This window comes from Pedobacter planticolens, assembly GCF_014172375.1.
In the GTDB taxonomy this organism is placed as follows: Bacteria; Bacteroidota; Bacteroidia; order Sphingobacteriales; family Sphingobacteriaceae; genus Pedobacter; species Pedobacter planticolens.
Genome location: NZ_WNXD01000002.1, coordinates 477,957 through 492,368, shown reverse-complemented (window position 1 = coordinate 492,368; position 14,412 = coordinate 477,957). Strand labels below are relative to the sequence as shown.

Genomic DNA, 14,412 nt, shown 5'->3' with positions numbered 1-14,412 from the left:
TTAATCATTTGTCCTCCTATGTCTTAAAAAATATTGCGCCAAGTTTAATGCAATAAAAATATGATTTAACACATTAGGTATAAATCCATAATAATGACTTAATATTTTAAAACGCTCTTTTAAACTTGCTAAATGTTTTTGCTTGCTCATGCCGCCAACTAAATATTTGGCAACATATAGGTGCGTATTTACAATATTAGATGATTTTTTAGCCGCTTTGATAATCCAATCAATATCCGAACTGTATTTATAAGTTAAATCATAAGGTTCTGTTAAGCTACGCTTGATGTAAATTGCTTGGTGACTAACATTCATACCGAACTTAAAACTATGCCAATCGAAATGTTCTGGTGCTCTGTGACGGCGTTGTCCTAAACTTTTCCAGTTTTCATCATACATTTCTGTTTCGCCATAATAAATATCGCCCGATGGCGCCGAAGCAAAAATATCCGTTACCGTTTCTGGCGAATAAATTTCATCCCCAGAATTCATAAAAAGCACATAATCGCCTGTGGCTAATGTCAAACCCTTGTTCATGGCATCATAAATTCCTTGATCTTGCTCCGAAATAAATTGTGCTAAACGATTTTTATATTTAGTAATGATATCAGTTGTCCCATCATTCGAAGCTCCATCAATTACAATATATTCGATATTAGAATAGGTTTGGTTTAGCACCGAAAGCATGGTGCGTTCAATATCTGCTATGTTATTATAAACTATGGTAATTACGCTAAGTTTCGGATTTATGGTCATTGAGGCAAAGCGTTTAGTAAACTTTGATATAATTCTTCGTGTTCGTCTGCAATTAATGCGGGTGCAAAATGATTTAAAATAGTTCTTCGAGCTTCTTTTTGAACCGCTGCTGCATCTTCATGTAAAAAGAGCCACTCAATTCCATCCGCTAAATCTGTAGACGATTCATAGTTAGCCAAGTAACCATTCTGTAAATGGATTACCATATCCGGAATTCCGCCAGTTTTAAAGGCGATTACAGGCGTTGCACAAGCCAAACTTTCCATTACAGTATTTGGTAAATTATCTTCTAACGATGGCGTGATAAAAGCATCTGCAGCTGCGTAACATTTTGCCAAATGGTCGTCTTTAGAGATATGCCCTAAAAATGTTGTTTTAAACGGAAAATCTGGAGCATTTTTTTCATCCTTATTGCCGAAAATGACTAATTCTATTTGCTCATTTGGTATTTCTGGGCGAGCAGCTAGTTCATTTAGTGCATCAATTAAATATTGAGTGCCTTTATGTTTATCATTTTTTGAAGGCATAAAACCGCTCATTAACACAAAATGATGTGCAGGTATTTTAAGTATTTTTTTGGCTTCAGCTTTTACATAAGGCTTGAAAACATCAATTTCTAACGTATTTGGAATTACCGAAATTTTTCTAACGCCCAACAAACTACTTTGTTTAACCGAATTTGCCATCCAATTGCTTGGTGCTACAATGTGAAAATTTAATTCTGAATATGCTTTTTGCTTACGCAACCAGTTTTTATGCGAAATATCGTCTTTTCCGCTAAGGCGTAAAATAGGACAATCGCCACATTGTTTATGAAAATGTTCGCAACTGTAACGCACATGGCAACCGCCTGTAAATGCATTGCTATCATGAAATGTCCAAACAATTGGTTTTTCTAATTCATCTAGCTCTGCTAAAAATTTAGGAGATAAAAACCCATGATTAACCCAATGTAAATGAATAATATCAGCAGATTTTAATTCAGGATGATTGACAATTGATTTGCCAAACCATTGCAAAGAAAAAGGCGTTTTAACTGCTTTTACAAATAATTTAGCCAAATATCGCTCTGCCATAATATTAAAAATGGCTCTAGCATTAGCGAAAATATTTTTACTAAAAGTATCAATCTTTGGATTATGACCAAATTTGTAATACACCAAAACCTTCGAATCTACGCCATTTGCTTTTAACGCATCGCTTAAACGCAGGCAAGCTCTGCCAGCGCCTCCATTTCCATCGTAGGTATTTAAGTGTACAACTTTCAAATCAATCAAAAATACATTTTATTGTTTAGGCTTTGCAAAGCATAACGCTAAAAATTGCTATAAAGCATTGCATATTTTTCTTTTCTTTGCTAAACGTATGGAGAACCTTTTAACCGACAGAGATTTTTGGGTAAAATATTGGGAAAGTAAAACGGATTTATCGGTTACTATTCCTTCAACTTATTTATTTCATCGCCAACTGGCGGATATTGTAACCACAAATAAAGTACAAACTGCGATTGAATTAGGCGGTTTCCCGGGCTATTATGCTGTGTTTTTAAAGAAATATTTAAAACTCGATGTTACATTATTGGATTATTTTGTTCATCCTCCAATTACAGAACAATTGCTAAAAACTAATGGTTTGGCAAGTGATGATATCCATATTATTGAAACAGACTTATTTAATTACACACCAGAAAAACAATACGATTTAGTATTAAGCTGCGGGTTAATTGAACATTTTAACGATACGGCTGATATTATTAATCGCCATATTGCTTTTATAAAACCTGGAGGAACTTTATTCATCACGTTACCAAATTTTAAAGCTTTAAACGGTTGGTTTCAAAAGAACTTTGATAAAGAAAATTACGATAAACACAATATCAATTGCATGGATCCAGCTTTGCTGGCCAAAATCTGCAAAGATGCAGGATTAGAGGTAGTTCAATCTCGTTATTTTGGCAGATTTAGTTTGTGGTTGGAGAATGAAAAACAAAAATCTTTACCAGTTCGGTTGCTTAAAAAGACAATGTGGTTAGGCGGTAAGTTATTTACCAAAGTTTTTGCATTTGATTCGAAGCAATTGTCGCCGTATATAATTTTAGAAGCTAAAAAATCTTAAGTAATTACTTGTTTTTTAGAATCAGTTTGCAAATCAAATTTTTGATTACTTAGGAAAATACTTCGCCAACTTTTCCTTTACAAATCGCTTCACTCTATCCATTATATTCCCTTTTCTATTAGCTAAAAAGTGCTTAATGGCTTGGTATGCTTTTTTATCTTCTTCAACAACGGTTGGAAATTCTTTAATGGGCTGAGGATTGATGATTACATTGTAAATATCGCTCATGCCAGAATGTATGCCTGTACCATCATGTCCAATATTGTTAACTAAAGATTGAGAAGGATTTAAAGTTAAACCACCTTTTAAAAAGATAGAAGCGTACCAACGGATAGCCCACGAATTGTTTTTTCCATTCTTAAAATCCTGCATTTGTTTCCAAAAGTTCATGGTATTTTCAATAGAAAAATCGTGTTTCTTTTTGCTGTCAAATTGTTGGAGTAATGTGTCGATATTAGGTTCGAAGTTTTGCCAAGCTCTTGCCCAAGTTGCCCATCCCCAGCTAGTTGCTGCTCTATAAAAGAAACTTTGTGGTAAATGTTCATCCTTTAAAGAATACATATAAGCGCCAATATGCATTACTTTTTCTTCATCGCGGTAGCGATTTAAAGCTTCATTAAAATAGGTTAATGTATAAGGTGAAGAAATCAAATCATCCTCAAAAACAATTACTTGTCCGTAAGTTGCAGTTAGGCGGCTAACACCAGCAATTACTGAATTAGCTAAACCCATATTGGTTTTACTTTCTATAATCTCAACAGATTTAAAACCTTCAATTTTTTTAATAAAATCTCGTACTTCTTTTACTTTATCTTCGTCTGCGGTTGTTTTTGCACCATCAGAAAAAATAAATAAGCGACTTTCTGTTGCCAACTCATTTTGCTGCAAAAACTTAACGGTACGCTCAGTATGTTGCGGACGATTGTAAACAAATAAAGCTATTGGCGCAAAATTCTGCATGGTAAAGGGTTATAAATTTTAAACACCCAAACAGTTGTCGGCTTTGTAAAAAACGGAAGTGGCTTTGTTATAGAATAATCCAGGTGAAATTCCTGTAAATGGTAATTCTTTAAACCCATTTGAGGTTAAAAATGTTCTGGCTTCTTCATAAATTTCTCTTTCAGAATCATCCAATACTAAAACACCATTTGGAGTTAATGCAGCAACACTGTTTTTGCAACAGTTTACACGATCTCTACCATCAACAATAATTACATCGAATTTTTCTCCTAATAATGCAGCTTTTTTACTGTATTCTCCACCTTTTTCTAAATGCGTAAAAATCATTTCGGCGTTTTCTGCTTTCTCTTTTACAATTTTATTGAACCAAGCTTCATCGTGTTCTACCGAAACTACTCGGCCAACTCTTTTCGCATAAAATAAGGTCGAATTACCAGAGCCATATTCGAAAATTGAAAGGTCCTTAGTTAAACGAGTTTTAATAAAATCGATAAAAGAGTAGGTTACCCAAGGAAGTGGTAAACCATTATTATCTACAGCTTGGTGTGTATCAAATGCGGTAAACCAACCAATTGTAGCCAAATAGCCTTTATGTCCATAAGATAATAATGCATTTAGCCTTTTTGGCTTGCTGATTAGGGTTGCTAGTGCTTTAAATTTGCTCAACGTTTAACTATTTTTTGGAATACAGAGACCAAAAATAATGATTTTAACATCATTATTCCTTGCTGACGAGTTTTAGGAATGAATAAAATTAGGAAAGTAGCGGAAAAATAGGCGATAACCGTTGCAATTGCCGTTCCCATCATTCCCATTGATGGAATAAGTAGGAAGTTTAATATAATGTTGATGGCTGCACCTACACCTGTGCGTACAAATGTAAGCTTGTTAAAACCTTCTGTAATTAAAAATTGACTACTCGCTACGCCTAAGAAAACAAACATACTTCCCCAAACATGCACTGAAAGAACAGGCGCCGCTGAAGCATATTCAGGTTTGAAAAGTTTATAAATTAATGGAGAACCTATACTTATCACAATTGCAAATGATAAACTTATCCAGACCATTAAGTCGAAAAGATTTTGTAAGCGCTTCTGGTATCGTTCTGGACTATCTCTTTTTGCATTTAAAATGGCTGGGAAGAGAGAACTTACAATAACCACTGGAACAAAATTTAAGGCCTCACTAAACATTACTACTGTGGCATAAGCACCAGAAGCTGCGTTTCCATCTTCTCCTAAAATTTGCTTGAGCATGATTACATCGATTTTCATGTACACAGAAACCATGATTCCAGAAATAATCAATGGCCAAGATAACTGTAATAATTTTTTAGCTAATTCCTTATCGAAATTCCACTTAAAAATACTTAAACCTTGATTTTTATACACAATTAAATAGCCAAGCGAAAGTAATAGAATATCAAAAAGGTAGGCGTAAATAAAATAGATCAGCTCTGCGGAAAAAGCATAGATTAAAGTCAGTTTAATTATTGCCGAAACAATATTTCCTACAATCTGCACCTGCATGATGTATTTTGATTTTACTTCTGATTGGAAATAAGAATCAATAATAGTTAAGGATTGAAATATTCCTGAAAATGATAAAATAAAAATGAACAGGTAAGGGATGTCGGAAAGTGGAAAATAAAGCCAAAAAATGTAAATTAATGGTAGACCCAATAAACCTGCAGAAATCTTAAGAAAGAAAGCCGTTCCTAAAATTGTATCTCTGTTTTTAGGAAATTGATGCAGCTCTTTAACAATAAAAGTATCTAAACCTAAAGTCGCTAAAGCTGCAAAAAGATAGATATAAGAGGTAGATACATTTAAAAGACCATTTTTTACTGGCAATAAATAACTGGCTACTAATATGCTTGTTGCCATTTTAATTACCATACTACCAACCCGACCAAGCATTAGCCAACCCGTATTTTTTAAATACTTGTTAAATGCTTCTTCGTCAAAACCTTTTATGGCGGGTAATTTCATTAACGCAAAGATGTAAAAATTTATGCGCTCTGCTGAAAACTCTTTTCTATTCTACCCAATTGCTTGAAATGATGGTTTAAGTGAATTTCAATAAACTTTAACCATTGTTTTGCGTTTAGATAGCCTAACCTCGGGTGTTTAGTCTTTATTTTTGGATTAGCTTTGTCTGTTAACGGATAGATTTTTGCCAACTGCAATTCGAAATCTATTATAAATTGTTGTGCCGCCATTAGGTTAATTTTCTTTACTCTTTCGGCCAATCTTTTTGGAACATTATATTTTTTTCCTGGAGGTAAAGAGCCAAAAAACAAGATCATTTTAACTGCAAAATGAGTTGGCTTAATTTCACCATCGCCTTTTGCAGAATTATTTAGTGCAACCAAAGAAAGTAAACTTGAATCGAAAATATGAGAATAAACTTCGCTATAGCTCCAGCCTCCAATTGGAGGTGTAAGCACAAAATCTTCTTCAGCCATGTTGACTAATTTAGCTTTATAAGCAGCAACTAGTTTCGTAATCGATTGATATACTTTGCCTGTGTTCATTTTATAAAGTTAGCTTATTTCTGTCCTAAAAATTCTAATAACGAATCCTGATTGCTTCTAAATTTGAAAACATCTTTTAAGGTAAAAAACCGTTGTTGGTCAGATACGAAATTATAGGTCATTTTTGCACAAATTAGAGCTTTGTCTTCAAAACTATATAGCTTTAATAATTCACTAATTTGTACTGTTGATGGAGCTGAGTTTTGAATACTTGCCTGAATAACTTTTGTTTTATCATCATCAAAAGCTTCACGTTTTACGCTCAACCTTAGCTGTTCAAAAATTGTTGCACTCATGTCTCTTCTTCTTCTTGATGATTTACTCTCGTTTAAGAATTTCAAAAACTCATCCTTACTACTTAAAAAGGTAAACTCCTCTTTTAACGTATAGTAATTTTGCAAATCTGAAATTACAGGAACTAGATTTTTAGCAAGGAATAATTTTTTATCATCTTGATTAAAGGTCTTCAATAAAACAGCGGTTTGTGCAGTTGATAAATAAGAATGTACTGTGTAAGCTTGGATAACTTTAATTTTGTCATCATCGAAAGGTTCTTTTTTTACCATAGCCAATAAACTGTTAAATGGATTTATCGAATTCCCATTGGGGATTGTTGGAGGAACTATTCCAGTATTATACGAACCTGTATAATTATCAAAATCGTTTAAAGCATACTGTCCATTTCTATAGATTTTCAATTCATTTATCGTCTTTAATCCACTACGTAGCGTATAAGTTAAAACCAATCTTTGCTCTGGATGAACATTAATTCTGCCGTTAAAAATGCGTTTATTCCCTTGTAAAATAGTTAATGACGGAGATGCATTGTCAACATCGTAAAATCTAAATCTGCCTTTTGAAGATCCAACTAATTCATTATCAAGATAAACTGTAAAGTTACCTCGATCTTCGATTTGCAAAAATACTTCAGCTTTGTTGGTTTGGGAGAAACTTAGGTGCGCACTCAACAGTGCCATACCTAAAAGGATGTAAGTTTTCATAATAGTTCATTTGTGTGTGTTTGAAAGGAATTCAAACATCAATCCGAAATGTGTTAAGAAATGTTAAAAGTGTTGAAGCAATTCTTCTAGACTAGAAATCTGCCAATTTACGTCGGCTGGTTTTTCAATATTTAGTGGATTAAAAAAGATAGCTTTTAAACCAAAATCCTGTGCGCCTCGAATGTCTGCTTCCAAACTATCGCCAATCATAATGCTTTCGTGTTTTTGTGCTGATGCTTTTGCTAATGCATGCTCAAATATGATTTTATTGGGTTTATTTACACCAACATCTTCAGAAATAATTACTTGAGTGAAATAAGGATTTAAACCCGAAAGCTCCATTTTTGTTAATGTAGTTTCTTTAAATCCGTTAGAAATAATATGCAATTGGTATTTCTTTTGAAGGTAAGCCAAAACTTTCTCTGCGCCAGCAAATAAATTGGTTTTTGTAGGGCTGATTTTTACATAATCGTCTTCAAATTGATGAGGAACATGTTCTGGTTTTACACCTAATTCTAAAAACGTATTTCTAAATCGTTCTTCGCGGAGGGTTTCTTTAGTAATTTCTCCTAAATGATATTTTGCCCAAAGGCGATGATTATTTTCAGTATATAAATCAATAAATTCTTGTGCAGAATGAAGCCCCAAAGTTTTTAATTGATAAGCTTCATAAAGCTCCAATAAAGTTTCTTGTGCGTTACGGTCAAAATCCCAAATGGTATGGTCAAGGTCGAAGAAAATATGTTTAATCATCAGTAATTGTTAAACCATAAAGGTCGCAAAGATTTCTTCAAAGTGATCAAATCATTTATTTCTTTACAAAAAAGGAATAATTAAATATACGCCGAAACTTTCCCTTCAAGTTCTGCAATTAATTCTTCATCCATATATTGATAATCATCTGGAATATCTAAAACTATCAGTTCTTTGCCGCTTAAATCCTCTCTAAAATTCTCAGTTAATAACTGCTTGTGCCTTTTTTCCATTACAAAAATCAAATCTGCCCAATTAATAAGTTTAGCATTAATTTTTATTCTTGCAGAAACTGATGTGCCAGCAGATCTTACGTGATGAATGGGATGGTTTTGATAAATTGTTTCAGCAGTAGCGCTTCGCCATTTATTTCTACTACACACAAAAAGTATATTCATGTTAGGCTTTAGCTCCGTACGCCAAATCTCCAGCGTCGCCCAAACCTGGTACGATATAAGATTTACTGGTCATTTCATCATCAATTGCACCCAGCCATAAATCTGCCTTTGGCAAGTTTGCACGTACATGCTTTACGCCTTCTGTACTAGCAATGGCGGCAACTATATGAAGTTTTTTTATTTTGTATCGATTAATTAACTCTTTTGCACACAGCACCATACTTAATCCTGTCGCCAACATAGGGTCTGCAAGAATAACATCTTTCCCTTCTAAATCAGGTGCAGAAATATGTTCCATTTGGATAACGAAATCGCCATTCTTTTTGGTCTTGCGATAAGCGGTGATAAAAGCACAATCTGCACGATCAAAAATACTTAACATACCTTCTTGCATAGGTAAACCAGCTCTTAAAATAGTGGTTAAAACAGGTTGACTAGCTAATACTTTACTTTTTGCAATGCCAAGTGGTGTTTGTGTATCAATCTCTGTATAAGCTAATGTTTTACTAATTTCGAGAGCGAAAAAAGCACCCAAACGTTCCATGTTTTTACGAAATCTCATGGAATCTTTCTGAATGGTTTCATCTCTAAGTTCGGCGATGAACGTATTAGCAATAGAATTAGTTTTACTTAGGTCGAAGATCATATAGTAAATATAGCAAAAAAACATGTCATCTAGAGCTAGCTTGCACTGAGCTTAGTCGAAGTGACGGATAGTCTTTTTTGCGATTGAGTCTTCGACAAGCTCAGACTGACAATGTTATTTAATCTAAAGAATTCTTCAGCATTTCATCGTAAACAGTTTTCCATCCTTTCCATCTGCCAGCTTCAGAAAGTGATTCATTGTGCCATAAACTACAAAAAGTTCCATCGACTAATTTTACGCTCAACATCAATTCTTCTATTTTTTTTGATGCTCCTTCAGGATTCAATTTTTGATACTGTTGCAAGGTTACATCCATTACCGAAAAAGGATGAATTTTTAAATGCGTTTGTTTTTCTAACTGTAAATCGTACCAAAAAAATGAAGTGCAAGTTCCTGCTCTAAAACCAAGTTGAGAAGCATAGCCCATTGAATAATCGTGATTTATACCAACTTTAATAAGTTGTAAATAGGTTTGCGGAAAAGTTAATTTTAAAAAATGCTGACGAGAGAAATCAATCTTTTTTTGAGTGATTTCTTGTAAAGCTAAAAGCTCTTCGCTAATTTTTTTTGTCTCACTATTTGAAGCATAAGATGGATGAAGTCCAATTTGTGCGATTTGAGATACTTCACGTATTAAATTTTTAAAAACTTCATCTTTTGGGTCAATATTTTGGTCAAACTCTTCATGACCATGTTTAGCTAATAAAAAGAAGAAAATAGGTCGGAGATTATACTGTTCGTGAATGTTAGCTAAATATTCATACGTATCAAAAGGATCATGTTGTCCCAATCCTGTGCTAATAATGTTTGCAATTTTTTCGGTATTCAGTTTTATAGCGGCTTTAAAAAAACGAACTGTATTTTTTACTATCCCGCTTGATCGGAAATGATAAGCTCTATCTACATCAATAGTTGGAACAAACTCAAATTTTCTTTTCCCGAAATTTAGGGTTGGGAATTTTTTAAGCAAAATGTTCTTTAATATGAGCGCCCATCCATCAATTACCGGAGTTTTTAATACATCTAATTTATACTGAAGACTTTGCGTTGCAGGAAAACGTTGATGTTCATCAGCCTCAAATGGCAAATATTCTTCGTATCTACTTAAAAAATAAAAGGAAGCCGCAAAAACATCAAATGGTAAAGCGCTATTTTCTATGGCAAAAGGTACTTTTTGATCGCCAAATACAGTTTCTTTTAAGTTAATTGGCTCGATGTTGTGTTTTGTTAAAAAAGAGGAACGAGCGAAAAACAGTTCATCTCCCAATGGGATATCCGTGTAACTTATTTTGGGTAAGCTACTATTGCTAAAATCATCAGCAATGCTGGTAAATTCAAAATCGCATCTTAAAATCTCCCTAAAAATAAAATTAAACGTATACTTTATTCTAGGCGTAACTTTAGGAGTATAAATTAACAACTGCATAATTGGTTAAAGATATTTCTTATTAATTAAATATTTTAACATGATTTGTAATAATTTAAAAAGGATTTCTCATTTCGCTCTAAACGCGAATTAAGTGTAAAAACCGAGGGCAATAATTTGCGACTAAATAATTATTAGCTAAGGGTTACGAGAAAGAATACTATCACTTTCATAACAACGTAATTATTAGCCCAGGTTTAGTAGGGATTTGGTAGGGAGTTTACTCGGTTATATTCGAATGAACTCCCTGTTAGCTCCCTGTTTGGTCCCTGTAAACCCCCTGTTAAGTATAAGCTATTGTGCATTCTTTTATACCATAAATCAACGTCAAATTTAAGATTGATTTTTAAGCATCTAATCCAAACATAACTTGTTCTTCCCGAGCCAACTCGTTATCTTTACCCTACATGAAATTCAAACTCATTTCAGATTATAAACCAACCGGTGATCAGCCAAATGCAATAAAACAACTGGTAGAAGGTGTTAACGCAGAAGAAAATTATCAAACGTTGTTGGGAGTTACAGGTTCAGGGAAAACATTTACCGTAGCAAACGTAATTGAGCAAACGCAAAAACCAACATTAGTTTTAAGTCATAACAAAACATTGGCGGCGCAATTGTATGGAGAGTTTAAACAGTTTTTTCCCGAAAATGCGGTAAACTATTTTGTTTCGTATTACGATTATTATCAGCCGGAGGCTTACATGCCTACCACCAATACCTACATTGAAAAGGATTTACAAATAAACGAGGAGATTGAAAAATTGCGTTTACGTACCACATCGGCATTAATGAGTGGCAGACGAGATGTAATTGTAGTTTCGTCCATTTCCTGCATTTATGGTATGGGAAATCCCGAAGATTTTTCGCGTTCTGTTTTCCGCTTTGCGGTAGGAACAAAAATAAGTAGGAACTCTTTTTTACATAGTTTGGTAGAGATTTTATATGCTCGTACCATTAACGATTTTAAACGCGGAACTTTTCGTGTAAAAGGTGATACCGTAGATATTTACCCTGCTTATTTGGATGATGCGTATCGTGTTTCATTTTTTGGAGATGATATTGAAGAGTTATCGGTCATTGACCCTGTTACTGGAAAAACGATTGAAAAATTAGAAGATATGGCAATTTATCCAGCCAATCTGTTTGTTACGCCAAAAGATAGATTTAATTCTTCCATTTGGGGAATACAGGAAGAACTGGAATTGCGCAAAAATCAATTGTTAGGAGATAAGCAAATGCTCGAAGCCAAACGTTTGGAAGAAAGAGTGAATTTTGATATCGAAATGATGAAAGAGTTGGGTTATTGTTCTGGAATTGAAAATTATTCGCGGTTTTTTGATGGACGTTCTCCAGGTATGCGCCCATTCTGTTTACTAGATTATTTTCCAGAAGACTACTTGATGATTATTGATGAAAGTCATGTAACCGTTCCGCAAATTAGAGCGATGTATGGCGGCGACCGTTCTCGCAAAATGTCCTTAGTAGAATACGGATTCCGTTTGCCATCGGCTTTGGATAATCGACCGCTAAATTTTGATGAATTTGAAAAATTAGCACCACAAACTATTTATGTAAGCGCAACGCCTGCGGATTATGAATTGGAAAAATCTGATGGGATTGTAATTGAGCAAGTAATTAGACCTACGGGTTTATTAGATCCACTAATTGAGGTTAGACCGGCAATAAATCAGGTTGATGATTTGCTAGATGAAATTGATAAAACCATTAAAATGGGCGATCGCGTTTTGGTAACTACCTTAACTAAACGCATGGCGGAAGAACTGACCAAATACATGGATCGGTTAAATATTAAATGCCGTTACATCCACTCGGAAGTGAAAACCTTAGATCGTGTTGAAATTTTACGTGGTTTACGTTTAGGTGAATTTGATGTTTTGGTAGGGATTAATTTACTCCGTGAAGGATTAGATTTACCAGAAGTAAGTTTAGTAGCCATTTTAGACGCGGATAAAGAAGGATTTTTGCGATCGGATAGGGCTTTGATACAAACAATTGGTCGTGCGGCTCGTAATGATAGAGGTCGGGTAATTATGTATGCCGATAACATGACCAAATCAATGGAAAGGACTATTGATGAAACGAATAGACGTAGAGAAAAACAAATTTCGTATAATTTAGAGCATGGTATCACGCCAAAAACAGTAGGAAAAACCAGAGAAGAGATTATTGAACAAGGTTCTATATTAGATTTTTCTGAAGGTAAAGCTCGCTCAAAAGCGTATGTAGAAATTGATGAAGTTAGTATTGCTGCGGATCCGATTATACAGTACATGACTAAGCCAGAAATGCAAAAAGCGATTGATAAAACACGAAAAGACATGCAAAAAGCTGCTAAAGAAATGGACTTTTTAATGGCTGCTCGGATGCGTGATGAAATGTTTGCACTAGAAAAAATATTTGAGGAGCGGTTTGGCAAGTAACGATTTGGCTAAATCAATGCGTGTTATTTTTTTCTTTTTAAATTGCAAGCTCAAACACACACAAATGAAACTTTTTAAAAATGCAATCCTATTTGTTTTACTCATAGGGAGTAAAAACAGTTATGCACAATTGATAACGGTGCCTTTAGCTGGCAATGTTTACAGTTCCAATAAAGTTGAAAGCCGAAGAAACAGTACAATCAGCAATGATGGCATCATAAGATGGACAAATTCCCAGGATATTTTTACAGCTTATGTTCGCGTAGCAAAAACAGGAACATTAAAAATAGATCTTGATGACTTTAAAGTTACAGGAGATTCAGAAATCGAATTTAGTATCAACAATAAACCTTCAAAAATTTTATTAAGTGGAGGAATGATGGCTGTTAGTGTCGGAATGTGGGATATAAAAGACACAGGATATGTAGCCATACAAATTAAAGGGATCAGTAAAACTGGAGATGAATTTCCTGCTATCAAAAACTTAAAATTATCGGGTACCGCAACCGAAGGAAATTTGGGTTATGTGAAAGATAATGAAGGTAGTATGTATCATTTTGGTCGCCGTGGGCCATCTACACATTTAAATTATGAGTTTCCAAAAAATACAGATGTTGAGTGGTTTTATAACGAAGTAACAGTTCCGGTAGGAGAAGATATAATGGGTTCTTACTTTATGGCAAATGGTTTTGGACAAGGTTATTTTGGTATGCAAGTAAATTCGCCAACCGAAAGACATATTTTATTTTCTGTTTGGAGTCCGTTTACTACTGATAATCCAAAGGAAATTCCAGAGGATCATAAAATTAAACTTATTAAAAAAGGAGAAACCGTACATGGTGGCGAATTCGGCGGTGAAGGTTCTGGTGGTCAGAGCTACTTAAATTATATATGGAAAGCTGGGAACACCTATCGTTTTTTATTGCATGTGAAACCTGTTGCAAATAATTATTCAGAATATAGCGCTTATTTCTTCGCTCCAGAATTAAATAAATGGTTGTTAATTGCTACTTTTCAACGACCACAAACCCAAACTTATATTACTCAACCGTATTCTTTTTTAGAGAATTTTTCGCCAAATATGGGCGATATAACTAGAAAAGTTGGTTTTAATAATCAATGGATTTGTGATACTAAAGGTAATTGGACAGAAATTAATAAAGCGTTTTTTACTACAGATGTTACAGGTCGTAAAGGTTATCGCCAAGATTACCAAGGCGGCTTAATGAATGGTGGTTTTTATTTAAAAATAGATGGGTTTTTTAATGATTTCACGCCTTATAAAACACCGTTCGCCAGAGAAATGCATAATAAAAAACCAGAAATAGATTTTAGTAAACTTCCCTAGCCAATTCGTCATTGCGAGGTACGAAGCAA

The 14,412-nt window shown here is 34.1% G+C and carries 14 protein-coding genes; 3 read left to right on the top strand and 11 right to left on the bottom strand.

Annotated elements, in window-relative coordinates:
- The gene (locus tag GM921_RS10755) at positions 1 to 756 is read right to left on the bottom strand and encodes a glycosyltransferase family 2 protein (RefSeq protein ID WP_182922643.1); all 756 of its coding nucleotides are present in this window, start codon (positions 754 to 756) and stop codon (positions 1 to 3) included.
- Positions 753 to 2,033, bottom strand: coding sequence for a glycosyltransferase (locus tag GM921_RS10750; protein WP_235969824.1), 1,281 nt, complete (start codon positions 2,031 to 2,033; stop codon positions 753 to 755). Before GM921_RS10750 ends, GM921_RS10755 begins: the two co-directional genes overlap by 4 nt.
- An 88-nt stretch (positions 2,034 to 2,121) precedes the next feature.
- Here GM921_RS10750 and GM921_RS10745 point away from each other — a divergent pair, with 88 nt between their 5' ends.
- The gene (locus GM921_RS10745) at positions 2,122 to 2,871 is read left to right on the top strand and encodes a class I SAM-dependent methyltransferase (protein WP_182922642.1); all 750 of its coding nucleotides are present in this window, start codon (positions 2,122 to 2,124) and stop codon (positions 2,869 to 2,871) included.
- A 45-nt stretch (positions 2,872 to 2,916) separates the two neighbouring features.
- On the opposite strand, the gene GM921_RS10740 is transcribed toward GM921_RS10745, so the two are convergent.
- The 9 genes from GM921_RS10740 to GM921_RS10700 all read right to left on the bottom strand — a co-directional run bounded on the left by GM921_RS10740 (position 2,917) and on the right by GM921_RS10700 (position 10,591).
- Entirely contained in the window at positions 2,917 to 3,831 is a 915-nt protein-coding gene (locus tag GM921_RS10740) for a glycosyltransferase (RefSeq protein ID WP_182922641.1), read from the bottom strand.
- Positions 3,832 to 3,849: 18 nt separating this feature from the next.
- Positions 3,850 to 4,497, bottom strand: coding sequence for a class I SAM-dependent methyltransferase (locus GM921_RS10735; protein WP_182922640.1), 648 nt, complete (start codon positions 4,495 to 4,497; stop codon positions 3,850 to 3,852).
- Positions 4,494 to 5,822 carry a flippase gene (locus GM921_RS10730; RefSeq protein ID WP_182922639.1) on the bottom strand — a complete coding sequence of 443 codons (1,329 nt, stop codon included), beginning with the start codon at positions 5,820 to 5,822 and terminating at the stop codon, positions 4,494 to 4,496. The genes GM921_RS10735 and GM921_RS10730 overlap by 4 nt, the downstream gene beginning before the upstream one ends.
- A gap of 20 nt (positions 5,823 to 5,842) precedes the next feature.
- Positions 5,843 to 6,367, bottom strand: a complete 525-nt coding sequence (locus GM921_RS10725; protein ID WP_182922638.1) for a DinB family protein — start codon at positions 6,365 to 6,367, stop codon at positions 5,843 to 5,845.
- Positions 6,368 to 6,381: 14 nt separating this feature from the next.
- Positions 6,382 to 7,368, bottom strand: a complete 987-nt coding sequence (locus GM921_RS10720; protein ID WP_182922637.1) for a DUF4476 domain-containing protein — start codon at positions 7,366 to 7,368, stop codon at positions 6,382 to 6,384.
- Positions 7,369 to 7,431: 63 nt separating this feature from the next.
- Positions 7,432 to 8,121, bottom strand: coding sequence for a YjjG family noncanonical pyrimidine nucleotidase (locus tag GM921_RS10715; RefSeq protein ID WP_182922636.1), 690 nt, complete (start codon positions 8,119 to 8,121; stop codon positions 7,432 to 7,434).
- A gap of 80 nt (positions 8,122 to 8,201) precedes the next feature.
- Positions 8,202 to 8,519: a low molecular weight protein tyrosine phosphatase family protein gene (locus GM921_RS10710; protein WP_182922635.1), complete on the bottom strand. Its 318-nt coding sequence runs from the start codon at positions 8,517 to 8,519 to the stop codon at positions 8,202 to 8,204.
- A 1-nt stretch (position 8,520) separates the two neighbouring features.
- Positions 8,521 to 9,165 (bottom strand): uracil phosphoribosyltransferase, encoded by a 645-nt coding sequence (gene upp / locus GM921_RS10705; protein WP_182922634.1) that lies wholly within the window; start codon positions 9,163 to 9,165, stop codon positions 8,521 to 8,523.
- A 118-nt stretch (positions 9,166 to 9,283) separates the two neighbouring features.
- The gene (locus GM921_RS10700) at positions 9,284 to 10,591 is read right to left on the bottom strand and encodes a polysaccharide deacetylase family protein (RefSeq protein WP_182922633.1); all 1,308 of its coding nucleotides are present in this window, start codon (positions 10,589 to 10,591) and stop codon (positions 9,284 to 9,286) included.
- Positions 10,592 to 10,998: 407 nt separating this feature from the next.
- On the opposite strand from GM921_RS10700, the gene uvrB reads away from it, so the two are divergent.
- Positions 10,999 to 13,035 carry an excinuclease ABC subunit UvrB gene (uvrB, locus tag GM921_RS10695; RefSeq protein ID WP_182922632.1) on the top strand — a complete coding sequence of 679 codons (2,037 nt, stop codon included), beginning with the start codon at positions 10,999 to 11,001 and terminating at the stop codon, positions 13,033 to 13,035.
- 64 nt (positions 13,036 to 13,099) lie between these two features.
- Positions 13,100 to 14,383 (top strand): DUF3472 domain-containing protein, encoded by a 1,284-nt coding sequence (locus GM921_RS10690; RefSeq protein WP_182922631.1) that lies wholly within the window; start codon positions 13,100 to 13,102, stop codon positions 14,381 to 14,383.
- Positions 14,384 to 14,412: the final 29 nt, after the last annotated feature.

Coding starts and splice junctions, on each gene's coding strand:
- GM921_RS10730 (WP_182922639.1), bottom strand. CDS start 5,822: ATGAAATTACCCGCCATAAAAGGTTTTGACGAAGAAGCATTTAACAAG.
- upp (WP_182922634.1), bottom strand. CDS start 9,165: ATGATCTTCGACCTAAGTAAAACTAATTCTATTGCTAATACGTTCATC.
- GM921_RS10690 (WP_182922631.1), top strand. CDS start 13,100: ATGAAACTTTTTAAAAATGCAATCCTATTTGTTTTACTCATAGGGAGT.
- GM921_RS10715 (WP_182922636.1), bottom strand. CDS start 8,121: ATGATTAAACATATTTTCTTCGACCTTGACCATACCATTTGGGATTTT.
- GM921_RS10700 (WP_182922633.1), bottom strand. CDS start 10,591: ATGCAGTTGTTAATTTATACTCCTAAAGTTACGCCTAGAATAAAGTAT.
- GM921_RS10745 (WP_182922642.1), top strand. CDS start 2,122: ATGGAGAACCTTTTAACCGACAGAGATTTTTGGGTAAAATATTGGGAA.
- GM921_RS10755 (WP_182922643.1), bottom strand. CDS start 756: ATGACCATAAATCCGAAACTTAGCGTAATTACCATAGTTTATAATAAC.
- GM921_RS10710 (WP_182922635.1), bottom strand. CDS start 8,519: ATGAATATACTTTTTGTGTGTAGTAGAAATAAATGGCGAAGCGCTACT.
- GM921_RS10720 (WP_182922637.1), bottom strand. CDS start 7,368: ATGAAAACTTACATCCTTTTAGGTATGGCACTGTTGAGTGCGCACCTA.
- uvrB (WP_182922632.1), top strand. CDS start 10,999: ATGAAATTCAAACTCATTTCAGATTATAAACCAACCGGTGATCAGCCA.
- GM921_RS10725 (WP_182922638.1), bottom strand. CDS start 6,367: ATGAACACAGGCAAAGTATATCAATCGATTACGAAACTAGTTGCTGCT.
- GM921_RS10740 (WP_182922641.1), bottom strand. CDS start 3,831: ATGCAGAATTTTGCGCCAATAGCTTTATTTGTTTACAATCGTCCGCAA.